Below are 25,482 nucleotides of genomic sequence, written 5' to 3'. Positions count from 1 at the left end.
GGACCGGTCGGATGCGCCGAGTGGGGGACCTCGGAGAATTCCTCGAAGGCCGGTTGCGGCTAAGGGAGTTCGGGCGGGGGTGTTCGCGAGCCCGGCAGACGGAGCGTCGCCACGGTTCCGCCGCCCGCCGCGCGGGTCAGACTCACCTCGCCGCCCGCCTGCCGCACGGTGCGCGCGACGATCGAGAGACCCAGGCCCGAGCCGGGCAGCGCGCGGGCGCTCGGGGAGCGCCAGAAGCGGTCGAAGACGTGCGGGAGTTCCTCGGCGGGGATGCCGGGGCCGTGGTCGCGGACCGTCAGGACGCCCTCGCTGAGCCGCACCTCGATCGTGCCGCCCTCGGGGCTGAACTTCACGGCGTTGTCGAGGACGTTGACCACCGCCCGCTCCAGCGCGGTCGGCTCCGCCCGTACGTACCAGGGGTCGACGAAGGACGTGATCGTCAGCTCCGGGCCGCGCAGGCGGGCGCGGCGCAGGGCCGCTTCGACGGTGTCCTCCAGCGCGACCACCTGGACGCGTTCGCCCTGCTGGCCCTCCGATCGCGACAGCTCCTGGAGGTCGCCGATCAGCGACGCCAGTTCCGTCATCTGCGCCTTCACCGAGGCCAGCAGCGCCTTGCGGTCCGCCTCCGGCAGGGGGCGGCCGGTCTCCTCGCTGCGGGTGAGGAGCTCGATGTTGGTGCGCAGGGAGGTGAGGGGGGTGCGCAGCTCGTGCCCGGCGTCCGCGATGAGCTGCTGCTGGAGCTCGCGGGAGCTGGCCAGGGAGGAGGTCATCGAGTTGAAGGAGCGGGAGAGCCGGGCGATCTCGTCCTCGCTGTCGTCCTCGACCGGGATGCGGACGCTGAGGTCCTCGGTGCGGGCGACGTGCTCGACCGTCTCGGTGAGCCTGTCGACCGGGCGCAGACCCGCACGGGCGACGGCGAGACCGGCGGCCCCGGCGCCGATCACTCCGATGCCGGAGACCAGGAGGAGGATGAGGGCGAGGTCGTTGAGGGTGGACTCGGTGCTCTTCAGGGGAACCGCGATGAGCAGCGCGGTGTCGGGGTACAGCTGGGGCGGGCTGGCGATGCCCTGGGTGACGAGCAGCGGCATGGTGAGTACGCGCACGGCGTTGCCGTCGGTGTCGGTGCCGTTGCGGATGATCCCGTCGGGGACGACCCCCCTGCTGTGTCTCGCGCTCTTGATCACGTTCGTGTCGGCGCGGGTGACCTTGACGGTGCCCGCGGAGTTCGACGAGACACAGGGCGTGCCGTCCGCCTTGACCAGCTGGATGTAGTTGCTCTGGGTCCGCAGGCCGTTGAGGCCGTTCTGGTCGTTGGAGCCGTTCTGGTCGTTCGAACCGGTCTGGTCGTTCGAACCGGTCTGGTCGGTGTCGTCGCTCTGCGGACAGGCCGCGAGGAGGTCCACGACCTGGTTGTACCGCTGCGGCTGCGACATCTTCCTGAGGTCGTCATTAACCTGTTCGTACAGTTTCCTCTGCACGATGAACCAGCAGGTCACCGAGACCGCCGCCACCGCGAACGCCACCGCCGCGGCGACCAGCATCGACAGCCGTGCCCGGATCGGCAGGGTCCGGAACCGGCGTACCAGCCTGCTCACTCCGCGCCGCCCTGGCGCAGCACGTACCCGACCCCGCGCACCGTGTGCACGAGGCGCGGCTCGCCGCCCGCCTCGGTCTTGCGGCGCAGGTACATGACGTAGACGTCGAGGGAGTTGGAGGAGGGCTCGAAGTCGAAGCCCCAGACCGCCTTGAGGATCTGCTCACGGGTCAGGACCTGGCGCGGGTGCGCCATGAACATCTCCAGCAGGGTGAACTCCGTGCGGGTCAGCTCCACGGGGCGTCCCGCCCGGGTCACCTCGCGGGTGGCGAGGTCCATCCGCAGGTCGGCGAAGGTGAGCGCCTCGTCCGCCTGGTCCGGGTCGGCGGTCGCGGACGCGTACGAGCTGCGCCGCAGCAGCGCACGGACCCGGGCGAACAGCTCGTCCAGTTCGAACGGCTTGACCAGGTAGTCGTCGGCGCCCGCGTCGAGCCCGGTGACCCGGTCACCGACCGTGTCACGGGCCGTCAGCATCAGGATGGGCGTGGTGTCGCCGGCGCCGCGGATGCGACGGGCCGCGGTCAGACCGTCCATCCGGGGCATCTGGACGTCGAGGACGACCAGGTCGGGCCGGTACGCGGCCGCCTTCTCCAGGGCGTCCGCACCGTCCACGGCGACTTCTGTGGCGTACCCCTCGAAGGCGAGACTGCGCTGGAGTGCTTCGCGCACCGCCGGCTCGTCGTCGACGATCAGGATGCGCTGGGTGTCACGGTCGCCTTCGGCGGAGCTCATGGGCGGGGTTCCTCGGAGGGTGCGGTGGGACGTCTGCGGGCTGATCGGGCTGATCGGGCCGATGGGTGCGATCGGTCTTATTCGGCGGTACCGCGTTCAGCCTCGCATGTTTCCCGGCCGGGGCGTCAAGGAAGCGGGCGGCGGGCCCGACCGGCCGCGCTCAGCCGCGGACCGCGGTCAGCCGCTTCAGCGGCACCTTGCGGCGGTGCGGACGGGCCGCGGAGGTACGCAGGCCCATCAGCTCGGGGGCCACCTCGGGCGCCCGCGGCGTCGGCGCCGCCGGGGCGTTCAGCTCGTACGCCACTTCGAGGGCCAGGGCGAAACCGGCCGCGTCGATGCCGGCCGCCGGGTGGGAAACCTGCTTGATCATGACGTACTCCTTCGCGTGTGCGGCGGGCCGGATCAGCTGTCGGAGCCGCCCGCCCGCAGGTCGGCCAGGTCGGCCTTGACCGTGTTGATCGGGATGGCGAAGCCGAGACCGACGCTGCCGGCGCTGGACGAGGACGTGGAGTCCGCGGCCGAGTACATGGCGGAGTTGATGCCGATGATGTTGCCGTTCATGTCGATCAGCGCGCCGCCGGAGTTGCCGGGGTTGAGCGAGGCGTCCGTCTGGAGCGCCTTGTAGGTCGTCGTCGAGGTGCCGGTGTCGCCGTTGAACTGGCGGCCGCCGAACTCGAACGGCCACTGGCCGTTGCCGCCGCCCTGCCCCTGCTGGCTCTGGCTCTCGTCGGTGGAGACGGTCACGTCCCGGTTCAGGGCCGAGACGATGCCGCTGGTGACGGTGCCCGTCAGGCCCTCGGGGGAGCCGATCGCCACGACCTCGTCGCCGACCTGGACCCCGTCGGAGTTGCCGAGGGTCGCCACCGTCAGGCCGGAGGCGTTCTCCAGCTTGATCAGGGCGAGGTCCTTCTTGCTGTCGGTACCGACGACCCGGGCGGTGTACTCCTTGCCGTCGCTCGTCGCCACCTTGATCGACGAGGCGCCGGAGATGACGTGGTTGTTGGTGACGATCTCGCCGTCGCTGGTGACGATCACCCCGGAGCCGGTCGAGGAGCCGTTGCTGAGCGTGGCCTTGACCTCGACGATGCTCGGGCTGACCGCCGCGGCGACCCCGGAGACCGTGCCCTTCTTGGCGGAGGGCACCACGTTGGTGCTGGTGGAGCTGGAGGCGACCGAGTCCTTGCCGGTGAGCTCCTGGATGCCGTAGGCCGTGCCGCCGCCCACGGCGGCGGCGATGATCGCCACGGCGGCGAGCAGGGCGACCGTGCCGCGGTTCCGCTGCTTCTTCGGCGCGGGCCCGGCGGGTACGGCGGCCAGGAGAGCGGTGTCGCCTCCGTGACCGGCGCCGGAACCGGAGCCGTCCGCCGCGGAACCGGCGAAACCTGAGAAACCGGCGAAATCGACCGGTGCGCCGGGCGCGGTCGCCGAGGAGGCCTGGGCCGGCCACACCGTGGTGCCGGGCTCCACCGTCACCGGCTCGGTCGACGGCTGTGCGGGCCGGTAGGCCGGCGGGGGCGGCCACTCCGGGTCCACGGGAGAGGAGGCGTGCTGCTGCTGGGGGTACGCCGGCTGCTGCTGGTCGCCCTGGTAGGGGTTCTCGTACTCGCCGCTGCGGCGGAAGCTCTCGGTCATGAGGAGAGCTTCCCGCTCCACGATGAGAGCTTCCTGAGTGCTGACTGAGAAGGCGGGTAGAACCTCGTATGCCCGATATAAAGCGGGTTCCCGCGGCCGGGCGAGACCTCTCAGGACGGTCTCGGAAACGCCCGGGACCGGGAGCGGCGGACGTGCCGAAGCTCACTCGCAGCCGCAGGACCTGCGGGCTACCAGCTTCGAGGGGAACACCTTCAGCCGCTCCCGTCGCGACCCCGCGACCCGCAGCCCGTCGTCCAGCACCAGGTCCACCGCCGCCCGGGCCATCGCCGAACGGTCCGAGGCGATCGTGGTCAGTGGCGGATCCGCCAGCGCCGCTTCCTTGATGTCGTCGAAGCCGGCCACCGCCAGCTCTCCCGGCACGTCCAGACGCAACTCCCGCGCCGCCCGCAGCAGGCCGATCGCCTGGTCGTCGGTGGAGCAGAAGACGGCCGGGGGCCGCCGGGGACCGGACAGGATGTCGAGAGCGACCTTGTAGGCGTCGTAGCGGTTGTACGGCGCCTCGAAGAGGCGGCCCTCCGTCGATATCCCGGCCTCGTCCATGGCGCGCCGCCAGCCCTCGACGTGGTCGGAGACGGGGTCGCCGACCGCGGGGGTCTCCGCGGTGCCGCCCAGACAGGCCACGTACTCGTAGCCGTGCTCCAGCAGATGGCGTACGACGTGCTGGGCACCGCCCAGGTCGTCCAGGACGACGGCGACGTCGTCTATGGCCTCGGGCCGCTCGTGCAGCAGGACCACCCGGGCGTCCCAGGCCTCGATCTCGGCGGCGGCCAGGTCGTTGAGCGCGTGGCTGACGAGGATCAGGCCGGAGACGCGCATCCCGAGGAAGGCCCGCAGGTAGTGGACCTCGCGCTCACCGATGTAGTCGGAGTTGCCGACGAGCACCATTTTCCCGCGCTCGGAGGCGGCCTGCTCGACCGCGTGCGCCATCTCCGCGAAGAACGGCTGGCGCGCGTCCGGCACGATCAGGCCTATGAGGTCGGTGCGCCGGGACGCCATCGCCTGGGCCACCCGGTCGGGCCGGTAGCCCAGTTCCTTGATGGCGGCGAGGACACGCTCGCGCGTGGCCGGGGCGACCGGCCGGGGTCCGTTGTTGATGACGTAACTGACCACAGCGGTGGAAGTCCCCGCCAGTCGCGCCACATCATCCCGAGTCACCTTGGCCACGCGCGGAGTCTACGCGGATGGATCCCTGCTGGGCAGGGCGTATCAGAGCTTGGATGTGCGCGTGCAATGCCCTGGACGCCCCGCCCGAGCGCCTCCTACGCCTCTGCCCCGACCTCGGTGCTGTCCAGGGCGGCCGTCTCGTCCGCATCCTCCGGCTTTGACTTGGCGGCCTTGGCCTTCGCCTCGTCCGAGGAGCGGTCGGCCTTCTCGGGAGTAACGAATCGATAACCGACGTTCCGGACGGTCCCGATCAGCGACTCGTGCTCGGGGCCGAGCTTGGCGCGCAGCCGCCGTACGTGCACGTCGACGGTCCGGGTGCCACCGAAGTAGTCGTAGCCCCAGACTTCCTGGAGCAGCTGCGCGCGGGTGAACACCCGGCCCGGGTGCTGCGCCAGGTACTTCAGGAGCTCGAACTCCTTGAAGGTGAGGTCGAGGACGCGCCCCTTGAGCTTGGCGGAGTACGTCGCCTCGTCGACCGACAGGTCGCCGTTGCGGATCTCCATCGGGGAGTCGTCGTTGACGATCTGCTGCCGGCCCATGGCCAGCCGCAGCCGGGCCTCGACCTCCGCCGGGCCGGCGGTGTCGAGGAGCACGTCGTCGATGCCCCAGTCGGCGGTCACGGCCGCGAGGCCGCCCTCGGTGACCACGAGGACGAGCGGACAGCCGGGTCCCGTGGAGTGCAGCAGCTGACACAGGCTGCGGACCTGGGGCAGGTCACGTCGTCCGTCGATCAGGATGACGTCGGCGCCCGGTGTGTCGACCAGGGCGGGGCCTTCCGCCGGGGCCACCCGCACGTTGTGCAGGAGCAGGCCGAGAGCGGGAAGCACCTCCGTCGACGGTTGGAGGGCATTGGTCAGGAGCAGCAGAGAACTCATCGCACGCCACCTGCCTGGGTCGTCGTCACATGTTCGTGCAAGGTTCGCTCGCCCATAACGTCTCGTTCCTCCTCGGTCCCTGCGAGGACGTTTGCGGCACTGCCTCCTACTGTGCGGCTCCCGGTCCTCTGGGACCCGCCACGACTCCAGGGAGCCGAGGTGCGCCGAAGGCCCGTACGCCTGCGGTTTCCCGCTTTGCATACAAAGCTTCCGAAAGCACAAAAGGACTCGGGGGCTTCTCTGCCCGAGTCCTCTGTCCAGCAGAATAGCCCACATGAGCATCAGTCCGGCAGGTCATGAGGCGCGTTCCACCATTCGTCCGAATCCCGAGACGAGCAGACCTGCACCATTGCGGACGTTTCTACGCACCGTCGACGGTGTGACGATCGATTCCGTATACGACCCGGCTGCGGTTGTATACGAAAACGGCCCGTCACCCGCCGGTGACCTCGTGTTCGTCGTGGCGCACGGGTTCACCGGCGCCGCGGACCGGCCACATGTTCGCCGGGTGGCGAAGGCGCTCGCGCGGTACGGAGCCGTCGTCACGTTCTCCTTCCGCGGCCACGGGGCCTCGGGCGGACGGTCCACGGTGGGGGACCGGGAGGTGCTCGACCTGGCGGCGGCGGTGGAGTGGGCCCGTGGGCTCGGGCACCCGCGCGTGGTCACCGTCGGCTTCTCCATGGGCGGCTCGGTGGTGCTGCGGCACGCGGCGCTGTACGGCCCGGAGCACGCGGGGGCCACGGACGCCGTGGTCTCGGTCAGCGCCCCGGCCCGCTGGTACTACCGGGGCACGGTCCTCATGCGGCGGGTGCACTGGCTGGTGACCCGGCCCGAGGGCCGCCTGGTCTGCCGCCTCGGCCTGCGCACCCGTATCCACCACCGCGACTGGGACCCGGTGCCGCTGTCCCCGGTGGAGGCGGTCCCGCGGATCGCGCCCAGGCCGCTGCTGATCGTGCACGGCGACCGGGACGGCTACTTCCCCGTCGACCACCCCCGGATGCTGGCCGCGGCCGCAGGCGAGCACGGAGAGCTCTGGCTGGAGCCCGGCATGGGCCATGCCGAGCACGCGGCGGACGAGGAACTGCTGCGCCGGATCGGCCGCTGGGCCGCGGCACCGGCGTCGGCGCAGGCACCAGTGCGGACGTCGGCGCAGACGCCCGCGCCGGGCGTCCTGGGCGGGCGGGAATTTGACGGCAGGGCCTAGCCTGATCGTGTTCACAGCCGAACCGACTCGAGGGACGAGATGGCAAAGGGCACGGTGCGCTACTGGGCCGCCGCCAAGGCCGCGGCCGGGGTCGCCGAGGAGCCGTACGACGCGGCCACGCTCGCCGGGGCGCTCGACGCCGTCCGGGAGCGACACCCCGGCGAACTGACGCGTGTCCTGCGTCGATGCTCGTTCCTCGTCGACGGGAATCCCGTCGGGACCCGCGGGCATGAGACGGTACGGCTGGCCGAGGGCGGCACGGTCGAGGTGCTCCCGCCGTTCGCAGGAGGATGACCCCACCGATGACCGACCAGCCGTACGAGCCCCGCGAGGGGGCCCCGTACGAGGGCTACGCCCCGTACGCGCAGCAGCCGCACCAGCAGCCGCAGCAGCAGCACCACCAGCACCACCAGCACCACCAGCAGCACCACCAGCAACCGTCGCACCCGTCCCACCAGCAGGCGCATCAGCCCCAGCAGTCGCAGCAGGCCTGGTCGGGGCAGCAGCACCAGCCCCACCCGTACGACGACCAGCACACCCAGCAGTGGCAGGGGCAGACCTGGGAGACCCAGACGCAGCCCCCGGTCCCCGCGGCCCCCGTGGCGGAGACGGCGTACCTGCCGCCCGTCGGGCAGGCGCCCCGGGGCCACCAGGCGCAGCCGGGCTACCAGGAGCCGTCTGCGGCCATGGGCGGATGGTCCGCCGTCTCCGCCACGGGGGCCGCCGCCCCGACCGCGGCCGAGCCCGCCGCCCGGCCCGCCGCCGGTGAAGGCGACGGTGGCACGACGGGGGGTCCCACCTACGGTCCCGCCACCCTCGCGGGCAACGCCCGTGTCACCGACGCCCAGCGCGCCCGCCTCGAAGGCCGTTCCCCGGTCATCGAGCCCGGGATGCAGCCCGCCGCGCTCACCGCGCTGCTCGGCCTGCTGCTCGCGGGCACGGCGGCCGTCGGCTCGTACGCGCTGCTCGTCCCGCTCGTCGCCCTCCAGGCCGTCACCGCGGCGGGCTGGTTCCGGCTGAACGGGATGTGGCCGGCCCGGCAGGGCATCGCGCTCGCCTTCCTGGGCGCGCTGGTCTCGGACGCGGCGGTGGTCGCGGCCGGCCGTGAGCACGGGCCCGCCGCGATCCTCGGCACCCTCGGCGTGTGGGTGCTGCTCTGCCTCGTCCTGGGCCTGCGCTCGCACGCCGACCCGGACGAGCGGATGTACGGCCTGATGGCGGGCGTCGCCTCGGCCGCGCTGGCCATCGTGGCGACCGGGTACCTCGCCGCCGAGGCGGACGTGGTGTCGGTCGGCGCCGCCGCGGTGGCGGTGGCGGTCCTGGCCCGTGCGCTGCCGCTGCCGACCCCGGCCTCGGTGGTCGTGTCGCTGCTGGCCGCGGCGGGCGCCGGTGCAGCGGTCGGCGGGATGACGGACCTCGGCGCGAAGGGGGCGCTGCTCGGCGCCGGTGCCGCGGTCTGCGCGCTGATCGGCCACCGGGTCGCCAGCTACGACTACCCGTCCCGGTTCGTGCACTTCACGGCGGGCGTGGCCCTGCCGCTCGCGACCGCGGCCCCGGCGGTCTACGTACTGGGCCGGGCGCTGGGCTAGGAGAGACCGAGGAGAACGGGCCGGGGCGGTCCGGAGACGGCCTGAACCGTCTCCGGACCGCCCCCGGCCCGTTTCCGCAGGACGATGCGGCGTCCGTGACATGTCACAGGTGATCGACAATTCCGCGACGGGCCCGCGCGCCGGGACTACCGTGGCTGTCGTCGTTGCTGACCGACCGTCAAAGGTGGGGGAGAACACCGAAATGCGTGCGCTGCGAATACTTGTGGTCCTCGTCGTGATCCTGGGTGTGCTCTTCGTCGTCGTGGACCGGGTCGCCGCGCACTTCGCCGAGGGCGAGGTGGCGGACAAGCTGAGGACGAGCGAGGGGCTGGCCGGCACCCCGGACGTCTCCATCAACGGCTTCCCGTTCCTCACCCAGGTCGCGGGCGGCGAGCTGGACGACGTCGAGATCGGCATCAAGGACTACGAGGCGGCCTCGGGTACCGGCGCCGAGAAGATCCGTATCGACGACCTGAAGGCGCACATGAAGGGCGTCGCCTTCTCGGGCGACTACAGCTCCGCCACCGCGGCCACCGCCACCGGTACCGCGACGATCTCCTACGACGAACTGCTCAAGGCCGCCAAGTCCGAGCCCACCGAGGTCGGGCCCGGAGTGAGCGCCCAGGTCGTGGGCCTGTCCGACGGCGGCAACGGCAAGATCAAGGTGATGGTCGACGCGACCCTCCTCGGCGTCAAGCTGCCCCACCCGGTGCCCGTGCTCAGCACGGTCACGGTCAAGGGCGACAGCGTGCGGGTGCGCGCGGACTCGATGCCCGGCCAGCTCGGCGCCGGCCTCGCGGAGAAGTCGGTCCGCTCGATCACCGACTTCCAGCAGGCCATCCAGGACCTGCCGGGCGGCGTCCGGCTGGACAAGGTCGAGCCGACGAGCGGCGGGGTGGAGATCTCGGTACAGGGTTCGAACGTCAGGCTGGCCGGGTAGGACGACGTCCGGCGGACACCGGCCGTCCGACAGGCGAGACGCCCCGGTCCGCGGGGCAGGAGCGGCAGCACACGCAGGCGCCCGGAAGCCGTGCCACGGCGGTCCGGGCGCCTTTCTCGTCCCACAATGTGGACGATCGCGTCTCAAAATACGACACACCGGTGACATGCCGGGCGGTCCGTCCCTACGATCGAGTCCATGAAGCGACAGGCGGACCTCACGAAGCGGCGGGCAGTAGACCTGTGCCGCGTCGCCGCCATGCTCTGTCGCCCCTTCTGAGCGGAAGCACCGACTTCCACATCCCCCTGCCCTGGCCTGGGCATTCGTGCGCCCCCTGTCGTGTGTGCGCACCCCTCTCACTTGCACGCCCGCCGCAACTGCCCGGAGGAGAAAGAGCATGAGCCGCCGCAGCGAGGTCCTGGTCGACGCCGACTGGGTCCAGGACAACCTGGACAACCCGGCGATCGCCATCGTCGAGGTCGACGAGGACACGTCCGCGTACGAGAAGAACCACATCAGGAACGCGATCCGGATCGACTGGACCAAGGACCTCCAGGACCCGGTCCGCCGTGACTTCGTCGACCAGGAGGGCTTCGAGAAGCTCCTGTCGGCCAAGGGCATCGCCAACGACACGCTGGTGATCCTCTACGGCGGCAACAACAACTGGTTCGCGTCCTACGCCTACTGGTACTTCAAGCTGTACGGCCACGAGAACGTCAAGCTCCTCGACGGCGGCCGCAAGAAGTGGGAGCTGGACGCCCGCGAGCTGGTCGAGGAGGTGCCCGAGCGCACCGAGACCTCCTACCAGGCCAAGCCGCAGAACAAGGCCATCCGCGCCTTCCGCGACGACGTCGTGGCGGCCATCGGCACCCAGAACCTGGTCGACGTCCGCTCGCCCGACGAGTTCTCCGGCAAGCTGCTCGCCCCGGCGCACCTGCCGCAGGAGCAGTCGCAGCGCCCGGGCCACGTCCCGACCGCCCGCAACATCCCGTGGTCGAAGAACGCCAACGACGACGGCACCTTCAAGTCGGACGACGCCCTCAAGGAGCTGTACGCCGACGAGCAGGTGGACCTGGCCAAGGACACCATCGCCTACTGCCGGATCGGCGAGCGCTCGGCCCTGACCTGGTTCGTCCTGCACGAGCTGCTCGGTGTCGAGAACGTCAAGAACTACGACGGCTCGTGGACCGAGTACGGCTCCCTCGTGGGTGTGCCGATCGAGCTCGGCGCCAACAAGTAAGCAATCCGACCGACCGTTCATCACCCCCTTCAGGAGTACGACATGTGTGGAGCGAAGGCCGGCGGCCCGGACGCCTCGACGATCAAGCCCGGTGAGACCACGATCCAGGGTCAGGTGACGAAGGACGGCGAGCCCGTGGTCGGCTACGTCCGCCTGCTGGACTCGACCGGTGAGTTCACCGCCGAGGTCCCGACCTCGGCCACGGGCCAGTTCCGTTTCTACGCGGCCGAGGGCACCTGGACGCTCCGCGCCCTCGTCCCCGGCGCCACGGCCGACCGCACGGTCGTCGCCGAGCAGGGTGGCCTCGCCGAGGTCGCGATCGCGGTCTGAGCGAAGCGATGGACCACCGAAGGGCCGCATCCCGCGGGTTGGACGCCTGGGATGCGGCCCTTCGGCGTGCACGGTCGTGCGCGGTCCCAGGTGCGCGGTCCTACGCTGGAGGTATGTACGCGCGGCGACGGCACGTCTACTTCGCCATGATGGGGTTCTGCATCGGCCTCTTCGTCCTGGCGTGGGCGGTCGTACGCCTGTGGTCGATACCGGTGGCCGTGGGCATGTGCGTCGTGGCCATGGTCATCCCGCCGCTCGCCGCGATGGTCGCGAACCGCCGCGGACCCGAGGACCGCTGGTGGGACGACCCCTCGGGCGACCGGGAGTCCGACGAGTGGTGGGACGAACTGGACGGGAAGAAGCGGCCCCGGTAGCTGGACGGGGAGAAGCCCGTCCCGGTAGGAAGACCGGCATGTCTCCCACCAGGCTGTCGACCGTCGTGCTGGACACCTCCGACGCGCATGAACTGGCCGGGTTCTACCTCCGGCTGCTCGGGTACGAGGTGCGCGACGAGGAACCCGACTGGGTACTCATCGGCCCGCCGCCGGGCGCGCCGGGCACCGCCCTGGCCTTCCAGACCGAGCCGGACCACGTCCCGCCCGTCTGGCCCGTGCCCGGGCCCGGCGAGCAGCGGATGATGCTGCACCTGGACATCGAGGTCGACGACCTCGCGGCCGAGACGGCACGGGCCGTCGCGGCGGGCGCCGCACTTGCCGAGTACCAGCCGCAGGACGACGTACGGGTGCTCCTCGACCCGGCCGGACACCCGTTCTGCCTGTGGGTGGCGTCGTGACGCCTGTCCGGCCGTTCCCGCGGGTACGTCAGTAGACGAGCGCCTGTGTCCCGTCGCCCAGCGCCTCCTGTACGAACACCTGCGCGCCCGCGATCCGTACGCCCTCGACGACGTCCTTCTCCGTGATGTCCCGGCGGGCCGCGCACTGGGTGCACAGGGTCAGCCGGCCGCCGGCCAGGATCGCGTCGATCAGGTCCGGCAGCGGCGCCGCGTGCGGCAGCTCGAACTCGGCCGCCCGGCCGGGCAGCGCGAACCACGAGGACTCGCCGGTCAGCCACAGGGAGACCTCGACCCCGCTGGCCACGGCCACCGCCGCGACCGTGAACGCCTGAGAGCAGCGTTCGGGCGCGTCGGCCCCCGCCGTCACCTTGATCACGAGCTTCTTCGCCATGGCTGAATCGTAATCAACTTCCTTACAACGGCCCGCAACGACCGTGAGTCTCCTGTGAAGCGTGTATGTGGAATCGATGATTCGCGTTCTGTGGGGGGACGTTTTGGAAGATCCCGAAGTGGTGCCCGATGCGTCTGTTGCGCCAGATGTGCCAGAGGTAGCAGATGCACCAGAGGCGCTGGGTGTGCCGGATGCGTCGGCGGCATCCGAGTCCGACGCGTCCGACGCGTCCGACGCCGCGGCACCGCCCCGGCCGCGCCGCCGCGGGCGTACGGCGCTGCTGATCGCCGGTGCTGCCGTGCTCGGCCTGGTCGCCGGCACCTGCGGTGGCTACCTGGTCCAGGCGGACCGTGAGCCGACGAAGCTGCCGTCGCTCTCCCAGCCGACGCTGCCGCAGGGCAGGGGCGACGGGCCCGAGCCCCTGTCGGCCGCCCAGGACCACCAGGTGAAGACCGACGGCGACCTGCGGAAGCTGCTGCTGAAGACGCCGCGCGGCGCGAAGAAGGCCGAGTGGATCTCCGACGACGGCTGGATCGACCTGGCCGCCTACGCGGACCGCTTCACCAAGCCCCGGCTGGCGTTCCCCGACGTGGTCGGCAAGGAGTTCCGTCGGGCGGCCGACACCGGCTGGCAGGTCGGCAAGACGTACAGCGTGGAGATCGAGCTGGTCCAGTTCCGTCAGGTCGATTCCCTGGGTGCCGAGGACTCCAGCGACGACGGCCAGTACTGGGCGGACAAGGAGGACCACAGCCACAGCTGGAGCATCCCCGGCACCGGGGACGGCATGGCGTACGTCCACGACCGGGCCGAGACCAAGCCCGGCTATCTGCCGCTGTACAGCGCGGAGGCGCACGCCTGGCGCGGGGACATCGCGATGGAGATCTGGATCTACGACAGCAAGCCGATCCCCAAGAAGACGATCATGGATCTGGCCAAGCGGCAGATGGAGCAGCTGTGAGCGAGAAGGAGACCGGGCCGGCCGAGTCCGCCGAGCCGGTCCGGTCGGCCGAGTCCGCCGAGCCGGCCGTGGCGCCCGGAGCGGAGATACCGGCATCCGCGACGCCCGAGCCGGTGCCGGTGCCCGAGCCCGTCGTGGCCGCGCCCGCCCGGCGACGGCTGCGCAAGGGGCGGGTCGCCGCCGTCGCCGGCTGCGTGCTGCTGGCCGGTGCCTTCGTCGCCGGGGTGGGCTACACCGTCGTGACCGTGGACGGCGCCGACCGGGACGCGGGTGCCGCCGTCTGGAAGTTCCCGGACTCCCCGGCGGACAAGAAGCAGACGACGGCTCAGCGTGGTCTCGCCGCGACGCTGGTGCCCTACGACACCGACGGCTGGAGCAAGGGGCCCGACATCGGTGAGTTCGGTGCCGACGCCCAGCTCAGCGGTGCCCAGGCCACGGCCCTGCGCAAGCAGGCGCTGGGCGATCTGCCCCGCACCCAGCGCAAGCGGCTGGAGAAGCAGATCGACAAGCAGCCCACCACGGCCATGGCGATGCGCAGCTTCTACAACCACAAGATCGACCCCTACAACAACGACGACGTCTTCACCGTGCGGATCGTGCTGGCCCAGATGGACAGCAAGGCCGCGGTCCGGGAGAGGTCGACGTTCCAGAACGAGTTCCTCGACGCCCTGCACGTCTTCCGCAAGGGGCCGGAGATCAAGGGCCACAAGGACGCCAAGTGCTTCCTGCCGCCCAAGGACGCCGACGAGGACCTCGACACGATGTACTGCTCCGGCTATGTCGGAGACGTCCTGGTCACGGCGACGGCGGAAGGGGTGAAGCCGCTCGACGCCAAGGGAGTGGCCACGCTCCTGAGCACCCAGCTCGACCGCATCGCAGAGCCTGGGAAGGCGGTATGACAGAGAAGCAGCAGGCCGCGGAACCCGCACCGACCGAGGAACCGCAGATGACCGAGCCCGCGACCGCCGAGCCCGCGACTGAGCCCGTGACTGCCGAGCCCGAGCCCGAGCCCGCGACTGAGCTTGCGACCGCCGCGCACGCGCCCGCGCCCGAGCCCGCACCCGCCGAGCCCGCCGACAGCACGCCTGCCGCGACCGGGCCCGTCGGCGATGGCGTCCGGCCCCCGAAGGACCGCCGGGTCCTGCGTGCCGTCCTGCGCTGGACCGCCGCCGTCGCCGTCTTCGCGGCCGTCGCGTCGGCGTCGGCGTACGGAATCACGGGGATGGAGCGGACGGACGTACCGGGACTCGCGACGCGGTCGGACGGACGCTGGGACTTCCCCGCGCTCGTCCGGGCGCCGCTGCCGTCGGGCAGCCCCGCGCCGTTCGCCGAGGCGAACGCGGCCAACGCCCACTACGCCGATCTGCGCGCCCTGCTCCTGCCCGCCCCGAAGGGAGCGACCCAGGACAAGGCGCTGAACGGCGCGGACGGCTGGCTGCCGACGAAGGACTACCTGGCGGAGTACGCGGACGCGGACGACCGGCAGGCGCTGGGGCAGAACCTCGTCGACTCCGGCCTGCGGCACATCGCGGCCCGCGGCTGGACCACCCAGGACGGCACCCGGACCCGTATCTACCTGCTCCAGTTCGGTACGGGCGCGGTCGCGGACAAGCTCTACGCGGGTGAGGCCGTCCCGTTCGGCAGTCCCGCCCGCCTGGTGCGCGGCGACAGCACGTCCGTGTACGACGAGACCTTCCCCGACGAGACCGCGCTGTCGGGGATCGAGCGTTCGGTGTACCAGGAGCAGAAGCCGTACGGGCCCGAACAGGTCCGCCAGGCCTACCTGTCCGCAGGTGACGTCTTCGCGCTGATCGTCCAGTCCCGCAAGGGCGGAGCCGCCGTCGTCCCCTTCCGGCAGACGGTGGTCCTGCAGAGCCAGCTCCTCGGCTGACCCGCAGGGCGTACCTCACGGAGAGGGCCGGGGCCCAGCCGCGTAAGCTGGGTCCCGGCCTTGTCTACGTGCGCAACCACGCTCATCCCAAGGAGCATCCGTGGAGATCTTCTTCGAAACCCTGCTGGTCCTGGTCTGCGTCGGCGTCCTCGCCTTCGCCGGGCTGACCGTGAAGAAGCTGTACCAGGGCCAGCGCTGATCAACCTCTAGGGACTGCCACTCATGATCGAGATCCCGTCGGACCTGCACAAGGACCTCGTCCCGCTCGCCTTCCTGCTCGGCTCCTGGGCCGGCGCGGGCGTGCACGACTTCCCCGGCTCCGAGAAGTGCAACTTCGGCCAGGAGGTCACCTTCACGCACGACGGCCGGGACTTCCTGGAGTACCGCTCCCACACCTGGGTCCTGGACAACGACGGGAACAAGGTCAGCCCCCTGGAGTCGGAGTCCGGCTTCTGGCGCATCGACGCCGACCGCAAGGTCGAGGTCACGATGACCCGCGACGACGGCGTCATCGAGATCTGGTACGGCGAACTGGCCGACAAGAAGCCGCAGATCGACCTGGTCACGGACGCGGTGGCGCGGACCGCCGCCTCCCGTCCGTACACCGGTGGCAAGCGCCTCTACGGCTACGTCAAGAGCGACCTCATGTGGGTCGGCGAGAAGCAGACCCCCGAGGTCGAGCTGCGCCCCTACATGTCCGCCCACCTGAAGAAGGCCGTCACCCCGGAGGAGGTCGAACGCTGGGCCAAGGCCCTGCCGGACGACATGCCGGACGACGGGATCGCCTTCTTCAAGTAGGGTCCTAGACTTTCCTGTGTGGTGAGCACCGGAAGTACGGACTGGAAGAGCGACCTCAGGCAGCGCGGCTACCGGTTGACGCCGCAGCGTCAGCTCGTGCTCGAAGCCGTGGACACCCTTGAGCACGCGACCCCCGACGACATCCTCGTGGAAGTGAGGAAGACGGCGTCGGGGGTCAACATTTCCACGGTCTACCGGACCCTGGAGCTCCTGGAGGAGCTCGGGCTGGTCAGCCACGCCCATCTCGGGCACGGCGCGCCGACGTACCACCTCGCCGACCGGCACCACCACATCCACCTCGTCTGCCGTGACTGCCAGAACGTCATCGAGGCGGACGTCGAGGTGGCCGCCGACTTCACCGCCAAACTGCGCGAGACCTTCGGCTTCGACACCGACATGAAGCACTTCGCGATCTTCGGCCGGTGCAAGGACTGCACGCTCAACAGTTCAATTACCAAGTCGTAGGCTGGGTCCATGAAGAGCCCTCTGCTGTCCCTGCCCGGCGCGGTCCCCGCCGAGGGCGTGGACGAAGGCGTCGCCGCCCACTACGGCGACCTGTTCCGCGAGCAGCGCGCCCTCGCCGACGGCACCGGATGCGTCGACCTCTCGCACCGCGGAGTCGTCGCCGTCACCGGCGAGGACCGGCTGAGCTGGCTGCACCTGCTGCTCACCCAGCACGTCAGCGAGCTGCCGCCCGGCCAGGCCACCGAGGCGCTGATCCTGTCCGCGCACGGCCACATCGAGCACGCCCTGTACCTGGTGGACGACGGCACGACCGCCTGGGCCCACGTGGAGCCCGGCACCCAGGACGCGCTGATCGCGTACCTGGAGTCGATGAAGTTCTTCTACCGGGTGGAGGTCGCCGACCGGACCGCCGACCTCGCCGTCGTGCACCTGCCGGCCGGTTCGATCACCGAGGTGCCGGAGGACGTCGTCGTACGCGAGACGGCGTACGGCCGTGATCTCTTCCTGCCGCGCGCGCAGTTGGAGGAGTACATGGCGAAGGCCGGCCCGCCGGTCGGGCTGCTCGCCTACGAGGCGCTGCGCGTCGAGCACCACCAGCCGCGCGTGGGCTTCGAGACCGACCACCGCACCATCCCGCACGAGCTGGGCTGGATCGGCACCGCGGTCCACCTCCAGAAGGGCTGCTACCGGGGCCAGGAGACGGTCGCCCGGGTCCAGAACCTGGGCAAGCCCCCGCGCCGGCTGGTCTTCCTGCACCTCGACGGCAGCGACGTCCACCTGCCCGCCCACGGCACGGAGCTGCGGGTCGCGGACGAGGGTCCCGACGGCCGCAGGATCGGATTCGTCACGACATCCGTACGCCACCACGAGCTCGGCCCGATCGCCCTCGCGCTGGTGAAGCGGAACGTACCGGTGGACGCGCGGCTGCTGGCGGGGGAGACGGCGGCGGCGCAGGAAGTCGTCGTCGAGCCCTAGAAGATGCCCAGCTCAGAGCCTTGTGTCACACCCTTTAGGGAGGCCAGGGGGCCTGCTAGATCTCCAGCAGGACGGTGAACGGGCCGTCGTTGGTCAGCGACACCCGCATCTGCGCGCCGAACCGGCCCGTCTCCACCGTCGCGCCCAGGGACCGCAGCTGGGCGACCACCTCGTCGACGAGCGGCTCGGCGACCTCGCCGGGGGCGGCCGCGTTCCAGGTGGGGCGGCGGCCCTTGCGGGCGTCGCCGTACAGGGTGAACTGGCTGATCACGAGGAGCGGCGCGGCGATGTCGCTGCACGACTTCTCGTCCTGGAGCATCCGGATCGACCACAGCTTGCGGGCGAGCTGGGCCGCCTTCTCCGGGGTGTCGTCGTGGGTCACCCCGACCAGGACGCACAGTCCCTCGCCGATGATCTCCCCGACCGTCCTGCCGTCGACGACGACGCTCGCGCCGTCCACTCTCTGCACCACTGCACGCATACGACCATCATGCCCGGCCCGGCGGACAGCCTGGAGGACAGCCCGGCGAGCGGCCCGATGAGCGGTTCGCGCAGGGTTGCTACCAGGTCTTTTTTGATCCGTATACCCCCATCTGGGGCCGATCGGGTGCACTCGTTCACATAGTGGCCGCTTGGGGTGACACGATGGCGCCACACGCCGGTCGAGGGGACGGGTAGAGGCACATGAGCACACCGAGCACCGAGCTCACCGGGCAGTCGCCCACGGCTGCCCCCAGGCCGCCCGCGCAGCGCACCGACAGCCCGTGGCGGCCGGCCGAGCCCGACCTGGCCGCGCTGAGCCTGGCCGAGCTGCGCACCCTGCGCCGGGACGCCCAGCGCGACGAGGCCGACCTCAGCTACATCCGGCGGCTGCTTCAGGGCCGGATCGACATCCTGCGCGCCGAGCTGGCCCGGCGCGGCCCGGCGTCCCCGGTGGACACCCCGGACGGGGCGTCCGTCTTCGCCCGGCTGTCGGAGATCCTGACCGACGCCCCGGCCCGGCACCGTTCCTCCGCCCGCCATGTCACGCTGGGCACCCCGCACGGCGAGGAGTACCGGTTGCTCGCCTCGGAGATGCTCGCCGAGGTCGAGCTGTCGGACCTGGGCGCCCGCACCGACCCGGAACTGAGCGAGGCGATGGGCCGGCTCGTACGGTACGAGCAGCAGGTGTCCCGTCGGCGGCAGCAGTGGCAGCGGACGACGGACGACTGCAGCGCGGAGATCGCCCGCCGGTACCGCGAGGGGGAGGCGCAGGTCGACGACCTGCTCGTCTGACGCGTCCGGGCAAATGCACGCGACACCCCCCGGCCGCACACCTACCGTGACCTCATGACGAGCCGCCCCGCCCTCGACGTCCGCCCGATCACCGAGTCCGAACTCCCCGACTGGCTCCGCGCCCTGAACACCGGCTTCCTGCGCGAGCCGGTCAGCTCGGGGAAGCAACTCGACGGCCGCCGCAAGCAGTTCGTGCCGGGCAGGCTGCTCGGCGCCTTCGACGGCGGCCGCTGTGTCGCCACCTACCGCTCCTTCGCCCAGGAGCTCACGGCCGTCGGCGGCACCCCGGTCCCGGCCGACGCCGTCTCCAACGTCACGGTCACCGCCACCCATCGCCGCCGGGGCCTGCTCACCCGGATGATGAACCACGACCTGGCGGCGGCGAAGGAGCGCGGCGACGTCGTGGCCACCCTCATCGCGGCCGAGTACCGGATCTACGGCCGCTACGGTTTCGGCCCCGCCACCTCGACGGCCGAGTGGATCGTCGACACCGCCCGCACGGGCCTCGACCCCCGCGCAGGCGTCCCGGACGACGGCGGCCGCATCGACCTGGTGGAGGGCGAGGAGGTGCGCAAGCTCGGCCCCGAGCTGCACGAACGGGTGCGCCTGGGCCAGCCGGGCGCCGTCACCCGCGACGACCTGTGGTGGCAGGTGAACACCGGCGCCGTACGCTTCGACACGTCGTGGACCGAGCCGTTCTACGCCGTGTACCGCTCCGCGGACGGCGAGGTCGAGGGCCTGGTGTCCTACGCGTGCGACACCGCGTGGGACGACGCCAAGCAGCCGCGCGTCACGGCGAGCGTGGACTGGCTGATCGCCTCGACCCCGGCCGCCGAGCGCGCCCTGTGGCGGTACCTGTGCTCGATCGACTGGGTGGCGCAGGTGAGGACGGGCTGGCGGGCCCCGGACGACCTGCTGCCGTTCTTCTTCCCCGACGTCAGGTCGGCCCGGATCATCCGGCAGGCCGACTGGCTGTGGGTGCGGCTGCTGGACGTCGTACGGGCCCTGGAGGCGCGTACGTACGACGGGGCCGGCGAGCTGGTGCTGGAGGTCGTGGACCGGGCCGGGCTGACCGGCGGCCGCTATCTGCTCCAGGCCGCGGCGGGCGGGGCCGGGGTGTGCACACCGACCCGGGCGGACGCCGATCTCGTCCTGGAAGTCGCCGAGTTGGCGACGCTGTGGCTGGGCGACGAGTCGGCGGTGCGGCTGGCCGCGCTGGGCCGGGTCCGGGAAGAACGAGCGGGCGCCGCCCGGTCGGCCGACGCCCTGCTGCGTACGTCCAGGCGGCCTTGGTGCCCGGACATGTTCTGAGGCCTCCTTCCGGCCGGCGGCAGCTCTGTGTGCTGTGTGCTGTGATGCGGCAGTGCGGTACCACGCATCCGTAGCTGGTGCTGTTCGGTTGTGGTTGTTGTGCGGTGGTGCAGGCGGACCAGGCTCCCGGCTCCCCTCCGGAAGGAAGCCCGGTCAGCCGGACTGGGCGAGCAGCATCACGAGGATCACCGCTCCGATACCGCTGATCGTGGTGTTCCTGGCTCTGAGTCCGACGGTCAGCGCGGCGAACGCGATGAGTCCCATCGGCCCGTACTTCCACTGGACGATCTGTTCGAAGCCGATGGCGAGGGCGGCGACAGCGACGGCGAAGAGCGGCATGACGGTCTCTCCTTGTCCCTCCTGGCGGCCAACCCGTCATCGGTCTGACCATGTTGCTTAAGTTGGCTACCAACTTCACTGTAGTTATCTCCGCTTGGAAGCGGCTCATAACCACCTTTCCCTGAACTGCCCAAAGATGGCGGGAAGTTGTAGGGTTTGGCCGTGGACCCGGAACACGCCTCCGCCAGTGGGCGGAAAAGGCCACAGCGGCCACAGGTGACACACCGCGAGGTGGCCGACGTGCTGCGCACCCGGATCAGGTCCGGGGTGCTGCGGCCTGGTCAGCGCATGCCCACCCAGGCCGAGCTGGCCCAGGAGTTCGGGGTCGAGCGCGGGGCCGTGCGGGAGGCGCTGCGGATCCTCCAGACGGAGCGGCTGCTCACCAACATGTCCAAGGGGAGTCCGGCGACCGTCGCCTCCGACCTGGGGCTCGGCCGGGCCCCGACCGGTCCGGAGGTCCCGCCGCAGCCCACCATGGTGGCCCTCGGGCCGCGCGTCGCGGGCGCCTTCGCGGCCCCGCACGTCTCGATCGACGCGCTCTGCCTGACCTCGGTCTCCCTCACCCTCGCCATGGGCGAGCCGCTGCGCCGGATCCATGAGGGGCGTATGGAACCGGCCAAGGTCGACGTGCGGATCCTGCTGCCGAGCCGGAACATCGACCTGGCCTTCCCGGCGCCGGTCGACCGCTCGGACCCCGAGCGCCTGCAACGCCGCTGGCTGGCCCAGCGCAACGCGCAGGGGCAGGTGCTCCGGCACAACCTGCTGGCCCTGCGCTCCACCCACGGCATCGACGTCCGGGTGACCTTCCGCGCGCTGCCCTTCACCCCGCCGGTCAAGCTCTACCTCCTCAACGGGGTGGAGGCCCTCTTCGCCTACTACACGCTGGTGCGCCGGGAGGCGGAGGTCGACCACGAGCCGCTGGAGATGTACGACGCCGAGGGCACCCGGTCGATGCTGTTCGCCTTCGAGCGGGGCGTGGGGCTGCGGGACACGACCTTCGTGGAGCAGTCGCACCTGTGGTTCAACGCGCTGTGGGAGACGATCAGTTCGGAGCTGGTGCTCACGGACTGACGTCTCCCGCGGAGAGTGGGCCGGGTGGCGCCGCGTCACACGGCGGGCCTGGTGACCAGGGCGGCGAGCATGACGGCCCCGATGGAGCTGACCGTCGCGTTCCTGGCCCTGATGCCGATGGAGAGCAGCAGCAGGCCGATGACGCCGGCGACGCCGTATTTCCACTGGACGGTCTGTTCCAGGCCTACGCCGAGAACGGTGGTCAGAAGAGCGAGAGCAGCGGGCACGGTGGTTCCCCCTTCGGGCTGCCGGACGGGACAGGGCTGGGCAGGGTGGAACAAGGTGGCACGGGGTGGGGCGGGCGGAACAGGTGCGGGAGGCCGGAGGCCGAAGGCTGGTCGACGGGAAGCAAACCTTCCGCCAACTCGGATAAGTTGGCCGCCAACTCCAATGAGTTTGTCCCCACTTGGCAGCCAGTCGTAAACAACTTTCAAACAACTCCCGGTAGATGGATCTGAGTTGTAGCGTTTGGTCGTGGCTCAGGAGAACGTGGCAGTGAACGGCAGCAGGAAGTCGGCGCAGGACATCGCCGACGTCCTGCGGGAACGCATCCGTGTCGGAGACCTCAAGGCGGGCGACCGGCTGCCCACCCAGGCCGAGCTCGCCGAGGAGTTCGGGGTCGAGCGCGGCACCGTACGCCAGGCGCTGCGCGCGCTCCAGGACGACGGCCTGCTCAGCAACGTGAGCAGGGGCAGCCCGCCGCGCATCGCGGAACCGGCAGCGGCCGGCCACCGGCCGCAGCCGACGATGGTCGGTCTGGCCCCCCGGCTCACGGAGGCGTTCAGGGCCCCGAACGTCCGGATCGACGCGGCCTGCCTCACGGCCGAGAGCCTGATGCTGGCCCTGGGCGAACCGCTGCGCCTGATCCACGGGGACCGCGTCCGTCCCGAGTCGATCGACGTGCGCATCCTGCTGCCGAGCCGGAACATCGACCTGGCCTTCCCGATCCTGGTCGACGGGCGCGGGGACGACGACCCGGTCCACCAGCGGTGGCTGGCGATGCGCAACGCCCAGGGGCAGGTCCTGCGGCACAACCTCCGCTCGCTGCGCTCCTCCCACGGCATCGAGGTGAGTGTCACCTTCCGCGCCCTGCCCTTCACCCCTCCGGTGAAGCTGTATCTGCTCAACGGGACAGAAGCGCTGATGGCGTACTACACGATCAAGCGCCGGGAGGAGACCACGGAGGAGGGAACCATGGACATGTACGACGTGCTGGGCACCGAGTCCGTCCTGTTCTCCTTCGAACGGAACGCGGGGGAGCGGGACGCCGCGTTCGTGGAGCAGTCCCAGAAATGGTTCGACGCACTCTGGGAAACCATCTCTACGGACCTGACCCTCAGCTGACAGGTGTCGCAGGCACCTCGCGGTGTCGCTCGGGGCACGGACATCGACCAGGAGAACGTGGTGGTGAACGGCAGCGGGAGAGCCTCGGCCCAGGAAATCACCGACGCCCTGCGGGAGCGGATCAGGGCCGGAGACCTGGAGGCCGGCGACCGGCTGCCCACCCAGGCCGTGCTCGCTCAGGAGTTCGGGGTCGAGCGCGGCACCGTACGCCAGGCGCTGGGCATGCTCCAGCACGACGGACTGCTGACCCCTGTGACCAAGGGCAGCCCGCCGAGGGTGGCCGACGTCCCGGTGGAGCAGTCTCAGGAGTCCAGGGCGACCCGGGTCGCCCTGATCCGGTATCTGGAGGAGGCGTTCCAGGCAGACGACGTGACCATCGACGCCGTCTGCTTCACCGCGGAGACCTTGCTGTGGGCGCTCGCCGATATGTGCGCGGCGGTCGCCGGGGGCGCGGCCCGCCCCGCGTCGGTCACCGTGCGGTGCCTGCTGCCGGGGCCCGGCGTACCGCTGCCCTATCCCGAACCCGTGGACCGGCCGGACCTCAGGGACGCGGTGCACGAGCAGTTGAAGGCGCAGATCAGGGCCCAGATGAAGACCATGGACATCCATCTGTCCAACCTCCGCCGCTACCAGGGCGTCGCCGCCGGGGTGACCTTCCGGCCGCTGCGCTTCGTACCGTCGGAGAAGAAGTACGTGCTGAACGGCACGCTCGCCCTGCGGGGCGACTACCCGGTCGGCCGGCACTCCTACGAACTGCCCGGGGTCGGCGAGTTCGACGTCCTGGACGTCAGCGGGTTCAACTCGGACCTGTTCGAGTACCGGCTGGGCAGGGGCGGACAGGAGGCGGCGGTCGTCCGGGCCACCAAGAATTACTTCGATGCCCTCTGGGATTCGGAGGCTCCCGGACAGACACTCGAAGAGTGACTGCAGAGACGGGACGGGCCCGACCGGTGACGAGCGAAGCCGATGAACTGCGCGAACTGGTCGCACGCACACGGTATGTCCTCTTCGACTTCGACGGACCGATCTGCCGGCTGCTCTCCGGCCATCCGGCCGATGTCATCGCCCGGGACCAGGTGCGCTGGCTCGACAGCCGCGGACTGGGCGGGATGCTCACCGAGGCGGAACGTGTCAGTTCGGATCCGCACGGAACCCTCGGCTCGCTGCACGGCCGCTGTCCGGGAAGCGAAGTGATCGCCGGGCTGGAGGAGAACCTCACCCGGCACGAACTGCGGGCGGCCCGGGTGGCGATGCCCACGGCGTACGCGGATCCGCTGATCCGGACCTGGGTGGCGGTCGGGGCACACCTTGCCGTCGTGAGCAACAACTCGGCCCGCGCGGTGGCCTCGTACCTGACGGGGCGCGGCCTGTACCCCTGCTTCGACCCGCACATCTACGGCCGCACCCAGGAACTGCGGCTGCTCAAGCCGCACCCGGAGATGCTGAACCGCGCGCTGGGGGCGATGGGCGCGGCGCCGGACGCCTCGCTGATGATCGGCGACTCCGTCTCCGACCGTGCCGCCGCCCACGCGGCCGGTGTCCGCTTCCTCGGCTACGCGCGCAACCCTGCGGCCCGGAGGCGGCTGCTGGAAGGCGGCGTACCGCCCTCCGACATCATGGGCTCGCTGGAGCCACTGCTGTCGACACTGCGATCGGCGTACGCCTGACTGCGGTGGCGACTGCCCTTGCCGCTGACGCAAGTCGGTTGCCCAGAAGTGGTTCGACGCCCTCTGGGAAACCATCCCTACGGACCTGACACTCTCCTAGTGACTTTTGATGCGGCGCAGACCGATTCGGTGACGGAAGAGGCTGAGGCTGAGGGCGGAAGGCTTCAGGAGCTGATCGTGCACGCACGGGTGGTCCTTTGGGACTTTGACGGACCCATCTGTGGGCTGTTCGCGTCGCATCCGGCGGAACGGGTGGCGTACCGCCTGGTGGACTGGCTGAAGGGGCAGGGCCTGCACGGTCTGCTGACCGAGGGGGAGCGGAAGTCCGAGGATCCACACGCGGTCCTGCGCGCGGTGGACCGCCGGCACCCCCGCAGCGATCTCGTGGCGGAGTTGGAGGAACGTCTCACTCGGGAGGAGCTGCAGGCCGCGAAATCCGCCGCGCCCACCGTTGACGCCGACGATCTGATACGCGCCTGGTCAGCAGCGGGTGTGCGACTCGCCATCACCACGAACAACTCCCCGGAGGTGGCCCGCAATTACCTGGAAGGCCACGAACTTCTCTCGCACTTCTCCTCGCACATCTACGGCCGCACCCGGGACCTTCGCCTTCTCAAGCCCCATCCGGACTGCCTCGAGCGTGCCCTGAGGGCCATGGAGGTGAAGGCCCGGGATGCGCTGATGATCGGTGATGCGGACACCGACTTTCTCGCCGCTCAGAAGGCAGGCGTTCCGTTCCTGGGCTACGCGCGTAATCAACGCAAGGAGAGGCGACTGCGAGCGGCGGGTGCCAGGGTGATCGTCGACTCGTTGGAACCGGTGCTTCAGGTGGTGCGGACCGGCGGCCCGAAGCAGTCGGTCCAGGATTGATCGTCCCGGCCTT

General features: G+C 70.7%; 31 protein-coding genes and 1 pseudogene. 22 read left to right on the top strand and 10 right to left on the bottom strand.

Annotation, left to right across the window (positions count from 1 at the left end; all coding sequences use genetic code 11):
- Window positions 1–59: 59 nt before the first annotated feature.
- From ACWC24_RS11280 to ACWC24_RS11255, 6 genes are all read right to left on the bottom strand, one after another.
- Window positions 60–1,595, bottom strand: coding sequence for a sensor histidine kinase (locus ACWC24_RS11280; RefSeq protein WP_450662566.1), 1,536 nt, complete (start codon window positions 1,593–1,595; stop codon window positions 60–62).
- Complete coding sequence (locus ACWC24_RS11275; RefSeq protein WP_152885633.1) at window positions 1,592–2,326, bottom strand: response regulator transcription factor; 735 nt, start codon at window positions 2,324–2,326, stop codon at window positions 1,592–1,594. Before ACWC24_RS11275 ends, ACWC24_RS11280 begins: the two co-directional genes overlap by 4 nt.
- 160 nt (window positions 2,327–2,486) lie before the next feature.
- A complete protein-coding gene (locus tag ACWC24_RS11270; protein ID WP_450662565.1) occupies window positions 2,487–2,696 on the bottom strand; it encodes a hypothetical protein in 210 nt (69 codons plus the stop codon).
- Between the two features lie 32 nt (window positions 2,697–2,728).
- Window positions 2,729–3,958: a S1C family serine protease gene (locus tag ACWC24_RS11265; RefSeq protein ID WP_450662564.1), complete on the bottom strand. Its 1,230-nt coding sequence runs from the start codon at window positions 3,956–3,958 to the stop codon at window positions 2,729–2,731.
- Window positions 3,959–4,120: 162 nt separating this feature from the next.
- Window positions 4,121–5,143 (bottom strand): LacI family DNA-binding transcriptional regulator, encoded by a 1,023-nt coding sequence (locus tag ACWC24_RS11260; protein WP_450662563.1) that lies wholly within the window; start codon window positions 5,141–5,143, stop codon window positions 4,121–4,123.
- Window positions 5,144–5,238: 95 nt separating this feature from the next.
- Complete coding sequence (locus ACWC24_RS11255) at window positions 5,239–6,018, bottom strand: winged helix-turn-helix transcriptional regulator (protein WP_450662562.1); 780 nt, start codon at window positions 6,016–6,018, stop codon at window positions 5,239–5,241.
- A gap of 274 nt (window positions 6,019–6,292) precedes the next feature.
- Here ACWC24_RS11255 and ACWC24_RS11250 point away from each other — a divergent pair.
- The 9 genes and pseudogenes from ACWC24_RS11250 to ACWC24_RS11210 form a co-directional block, all read left to right on the top strand.
- Window positions 6,293–7,138: pseudogene (locus ACWC24_RS11250) on the top strand (alpha/beta hydrolase); the annotation flags it as partial.
- 123 nt (window positions 7,139–7,261) lie between these two features.
- Window positions 7,262–7,516 carry a MoaD/ThiS family protein gene (locus ACWC24_RS11245; RefSeq protein ID WP_450662561.1) on the top strand — a complete coding sequence of 85 codons (255 nt, stop codon included), beginning with the start codon at window positions 7,262–7,264 and terminating at the stop codon, window positions 7,514–7,516.
- An 8-nt stretch (window positions 7,517–7,524) separates the two neighbouring features.
- Window positions 7,525–8,811 (top strand): hypothetical protein, encoded by a 1,287-nt coding sequence (locus ACWC24_RS11240; protein ID WP_450662560.1) that lies wholly within the window; start codon window positions 7,525–7,527, stop codon window positions 8,809–8,811.
- 202 nt (window positions 8,812–9,013) lie between these two features.
- The gene (locus ACWC24_RS11235; RefSeq protein WP_450662559.1) at window positions 9,014–9,751 is read left to right on the top strand and encodes an LmeA family phospholipid-binding protein; all 738 of its coding nucleotides are present in this window, start codon (window positions 9,014–9,016) and stop codon (window positions 9,749–9,751) included.
- A gap of 198 nt (window positions 9,752–9,949) precedes the next feature.
- Window positions 9,950–10,030, top strand: coding sequence for an Ms5788A family Cys-rich leader peptide (locus ACWC24_RS11230; protein ID WP_350751515.1), 81 nt, complete (start codon window positions 9,950–9,952; stop codon window positions 10,028–10,030).
- A 118-nt stretch (window positions 10,031–10,148) separates the two neighbouring features.
- Complete coding sequence (locus ACWC24_RS11225) at window positions 10,149–10,991, top strand: sulfurtransferase (RefSeq protein ID WP_450662558.1); 843 nt, start codon at window positions 10,149–10,151, stop codon at window positions 10,989–10,991.
- Window positions 10,992–11,033: 42 nt separating this feature from the next.
- Window positions 11,034–11,321: a DUF1416 domain-containing protein gene (locus ACWC24_RS11220; RefSeq protein WP_450662557.1), complete on the top strand. Its 288-nt coding sequence runs from the start codon at window positions 11,034–11,036 to the stop codon at window positions 11,319–11,321.
- Between the two features lie 113 nt (window positions 11,322–11,434).
- A complete protein-coding gene (locus ACWC24_RS11215; protein WP_450662556.1) occupies window positions 11,435–11,695 on the top strand; it encodes a DUF3099 domain-containing protein in 261 nt (86 codons plus the stop codon).
- A gap of 38 nt (window positions 11,696–11,733) precedes the next feature.
- Entirely contained in the window at window positions 11,734–12,114 is a 381-nt protein-coding gene (locus ACWC24_RS11210; protein WP_450662555.1) for a VOC family protein, read from the top strand.
- A 28-nt stretch (window positions 12,115–12,142) separates the two neighbouring features.
- Here ACWC24_RS11210 and ACWC24_RS11205 read toward each other — a convergent pair whose 3' ends face one another.
- The gene (locus ACWC24_RS11205) at window positions 12,143–12,505 is read right to left on the bottom strand and encodes a DsrE family protein (protein ID WP_450662554.1); all 363 of its coding nucleotides are present in this window, start codon (window positions 12,503–12,505) and stop codon (window positions 12,143–12,145) included.
- 184 nt (window positions 12,506–12,689) lie between these two features.
- Here ACWC24_RS11205 and ACWC24_RS11200 point away from each other — a divergent pair, with 184 nt between their 5' ends.
- The 6 genes from ACWC24_RS11200 to ygfZ all read left to right on the top strand — a co-directional run bounded on the left by ACWC24_RS11200 (window position 12,690) and on the right by ygfZ (window position 17,592).
- Complete coding sequence (locus tag ACWC24_RS11200) at window positions 12,690–13,463, top strand: hypothetical protein (protein ID WP_450662553.1); 774 nt, start codon at window positions 12,690–12,692, stop codon at window positions 13,461–13,463.
- Complete coding sequence (locus tag ACWC24_RS11195; protein WP_450662552.1) at window positions 13,460–14,362, top strand: hypothetical protein; 903 nt, start codon at window positions 13,460–13,462, stop codon at window positions 14,360–14,362. Before ACWC24_RS11200 ends, ACWC24_RS11195 begins: the two co-directional genes overlap by 4 nt.
- On the top strand, window positions 14,359–15,354 hold the full coding sequence (locus ACWC24_RS11190; RefSeq protein WP_450662551.1) for a hypothetical protein: 996 nt from the start codon (window positions 14,359–14,361) through the stop codon (window positions 15,352–15,354). The genes ACWC24_RS11195 and ACWC24_RS11190 overlap by 4 nt, the downstream gene beginning before the upstream one ends.
- 222 nt (window positions 15,355–15,576) lie before the next feature.
- A complete protein-coding gene (locus ACWC24_RS11185) occupies window positions 15,577–16,152 on the top strand; it encodes an FABP family protein (protein ID WP_152885620.1) in 576 nt (191 codons plus the stop codon).
- Between the two features lie 18 nt (window positions 16,153–16,170).
- Window positions 16,171–16,617 carry a Fur family transcriptional regulator gene (locus ACWC24_RS11180; RefSeq protein ID WP_450662550.1) on the top strand — a complete coding sequence of 149 codons (447 nt, stop codon included), beginning with the start codon at window positions 16,171–16,173 and terminating at the stop codon, window positions 16,615–16,617.
- Between the two features lie 9 nt (window positions 16,618–16,626).
- Entirely contained in the window at window positions 16,627–17,592 is a 966-nt protein-coding gene (gene ygfZ / locus ACWC24_RS11175; RefSeq protein ID WP_450662549.1) for a CAF17-like 4Fe-4S cluster assembly/insertion protein YgfZ, read from the top strand.
- Between the two features lie 55 nt (window positions 17,593–17,647).
- On the opposite strand, the gene dtd is transcribed toward ygfZ, so the two are convergent.
- Window positions 17,648–18,073: a D-aminoacyl-tRNA deacylase gene (dtd, locus tag ACWC24_RS11170; RefSeq protein ID WP_351604696.1), complete on the bottom strand. Its 426-nt coding sequence runs from the start codon at window positions 18,071–18,073 to the stop codon at window positions 17,648–17,650.
- 203 nt (window positions 18,074–18,276) lie between these two features.
- Here dtd and ACWC24_RS11165 point away from each other — a divergent pair, with 203 nt between their 5' ends.
- Both ACWC24_RS11165 and ACWC24_RS11160 read left to right on the top strand, forming a co-directional pair.
- Window positions 18,277–18,867, top strand: coding sequence for an RsiG family protein (locus tag ACWC24_RS11165; RefSeq protein ID WP_450662548.1), 591 nt, complete (start codon window positions 18,277–18,279; stop codon window positions 18,865–18,867).
- 54 nt (window positions 18,868–18,921) lie between these two features.
- Window positions 18,922–20,178, top strand: a complete 1,257-nt coding sequence (locus ACWC24_RS11160) for a GNAT family N-acetyltransferase (RefSeq protein WP_450662547.1) — start codon at window positions 18,922–18,924, stop codon at window positions 20,176–20,178.
- A 153-nt stretch (window positions 20,179–20,331) separates the two neighbouring features.
- Here ACWC24_RS11160 and ACWC24_RS11155 read toward each other — a convergent pair whose 3' ends face one another.
- Complete coding sequence (locus tag ACWC24_RS11155; RefSeq protein ID WP_450662546.1) at window positions 20,332–20,517, bottom strand: hypothetical protein; 186 nt, start codon at window positions 20,515–20,517, stop codon at window positions 20,332–20,334.
- Between the two features lie 156 nt (window positions 20,518–20,673).
- On the opposite strand from ACWC24_RS11155, the gene ACWC24_RS11150 reads away from it, so the two are divergent.
- Entirely contained in the window at window positions 20,674–21,588 is a 915-nt protein-coding gene (locus ACWC24_RS11150; RefSeq protein WP_450662545.1) for a winged helix-turn-helix domain-containing protein, read from the top strand.
- Between the two features lie 35 nt (window positions 21,589–21,623).
- On the opposite strand, the gene ACWC24_RS11145 is transcribed toward ACWC24_RS11150, so the two are convergent.
- Complete coding sequence (locus ACWC24_RS11145; RefSeq protein WP_450662544.1) at window positions 21,624–21,815, bottom strand: hypothetical protein; 192 nt, start codon at window positions 21,813–21,815, stop codon at window positions 21,624–21,626.
- Window positions 21,816–22,056: 241 nt separating this feature from the next.
- On the opposite strand from ACWC24_RS11145, the gene ACWC24_RS11140 reads away from it, so the two are divergent.
- The 4 genes from ACWC24_RS11140 to ACWC24_RS11125 all read left to right on the top strand — a co-directional run bounded on the left by ACWC24_RS11140 (window position 22,057) and on the right by ACWC24_RS11125 (window position 25,469).
- The gene (locus ACWC24_RS11140; protein WP_450662543.1) at window positions 22,057–22,932 is read left to right on the top strand and encodes a GntR family transcriptional regulator; all 876 of its coding nucleotides are present in this window, start codon (window positions 22,057–22,059) and stop codon (window positions 22,930–22,932) included.
- A 3-nt stretch (window positions 22,933–22,935) separates the two neighbouring features.
- Entirely contained in the window at window positions 22,936–23,856 is a 921-nt protein-coding gene (locus tag ACWC24_RS11135) for a GntR family transcriptional regulator (RefSeq protein ID WP_450662542.1), read from the top strand.
- On the top strand, window positions 23,853–24,599 hold the full coding sequence (locus tag ACWC24_RS11130) for an HAD family hydrolase (RefSeq protein ID WP_450662541.1): 747 nt from the start codon (window positions 23,853–23,855) through the stop codon (window positions 24,597–24,599). The genes ACWC24_RS11135 and ACWC24_RS11130 overlap by 4 nt, the downstream gene beginning before the upstream one ends.
- Before the next feature lie 99 nt (window positions 24,600–24,698).
- A complete protein-coding gene (locus ACWC24_RS11125) occupies window positions 24,699–25,469 on the top strand; it encodes an HAD family hydrolase (protein WP_450662540.1) in 771 nt (256 codons plus the stop codon).
- The last annotated feature ends 13 nt before the right edge of the window (window positions 25,470–25,482 follow it).

This window comes from Streptomyces sp. NPDC001443 (assembly GCF_053597355.1).
Note: the sequence above shows the minus strand (reverse complement) of the source record. Positions and strands in the feature narration are given on the sequence as shown.

Excerpts from the sequence above, each read along its gene's own strand:
- ACWC24_RS11155 (WP_450662546.1), bottom strand. The coding sequence starts at position 20,517 with ATGCCGCTCTTCGCCGTCGCTGTCGCCGCCCTCGCCATCGGCTTCGAA.
- ACWC24_RS11235 (WP_450662559.1), top strand. The coding sequence starts at position 9,014 with ATGCGTGCGCTGCGAATACTTGTGGTCCTCGTCGTGATCCTGGGTGTG.
- ACWC24_RS11210 (WP_450662555.1), top strand. The coding sequence starts at position 11,734 with ATGTCTCCCACCAGGCTGTCGACCGTCGTGCTGGACACCTCCGACGCG.
- ACWC24_RS11215 (WP_450662556.1), top strand. The coding sequence starts at position 11,435 with ATGTACGCGCGGCGACGGCACGTCTACTTCGCCATGATGGGGTTCTGC.
- ACWC24_RS11225 (WP_450662558.1), top strand. The coding sequence starts at position 10,149 with ATGAGCCGCCGCAGCGAGGTCCTGGTCGACGCCGACTGGGTCCAGGAC.
- ACWC24_RS11275 (WP_152885633.1), bottom strand. The coding sequence starts at position 2,326 with ATGAGCTCCGCCGAAGGCGACCGTGACACCCAGCGCATCCTGATCGTC.
- ACWC24_RS11270 (WP_450662565.1), bottom strand. The coding sequence starts at position 2,696 with ATGATCAAGCAGGTTTCCCACCCGGCGGCCGGCATCGACGCGGCCGGT.
- ACWC24_RS11220 (WP_450662557.1), top strand. The coding sequence starts at position 11,034 with ATGTGTGGAGCGAAGGCCGGCGGCCCGGACGCCTCGACGATCAAGCCC.
- ACWC24_RS11230 (WP_350751515.1), top strand. The coding sequence starts at position 9,950 with ATGAAGCGACAGGCGGACCTCACGAAGCGGCGGGCAGTAGACCTGTGC.
- ACWC24_RS11190 (WP_450662551.1), top strand. The coding sequence starts at position 14,359 with ATGACAGAGAAGCAGCAGGCCGCGGAACCCGCACCGACCGAGGAACCG.
- ACWC24_RS11245 (WP_450662561.1), top strand. The coding sequence starts at position 7,262 with ATGGCAAAGGGCACGGTGCGCTACTGGGCCGCCGCCAAGGCCGCGGCC.
- ACWC24_RS11265 (WP_450662564.1), bottom strand. The coding sequence starts at position 3,958 with ATGACCGAGAGCTTCCGCCGCAGCGGCGAGTACGAGAACCCCTACCAG.
- ACWC24_RS11160 (WP_450662547.1), top strand. The coding sequence starts at position 18,922 with ATGACGAGCCGCCCCGCCCTCGACGTCCGCCCGATCACCGAGTCCGAA.
- dtd (WP_351604696.1), bottom strand. The coding sequence starts at position 18,073 with ATGCGTGCAGTGGTGCAGAGAGTGGACGGCGCGAGCGTCGTCGTCGAC.
- ygfZ (WP_450662549.1), top strand. The coding sequence starts at position 16,627 with ATGAAGAGCCCTCTGCTGTCCCTGCCCGGCGCGGTCCCCGCCGAGGGC.
- ACWC24_RS11205 (WP_450662554.1), bottom strand. The coding sequence starts at position 12,505 with ATGGCGAAGAAGCTCGTGATCAAGGTGACGGCGGGGGCCGACGCGCCC.
- ACWC24_RS11165 (WP_450662548.1), top strand. The coding sequence starts at position 18,277 with ATGAGCACACCGAGCACCGAGCTCACCGGGCAGTCGCCCACGGCTGCC.
- ACWC24_RS11185 (WP_152885620.1), top strand. The coding sequence starts at position 15,577 with ATGATCGAGATCCCGTCGGACCTGCACAAGGACCTCGTCCCGCTCGCC.
- ACWC24_RS11240 (WP_450662560.1), top strand. The coding sequence starts at position 7,525 with ATGACCGACCAGCCGTACGAGCCCCGCGAGGGGGCCCCGTACGAGGGC.
- ACWC24_RS11255 (WP_450662562.1), bottom strand. The coding sequence starts at position 6,018 with ATGAGTTCTCTGCTGCTCCTGACCAATGCCCTCCAACCGTCGACGGAG.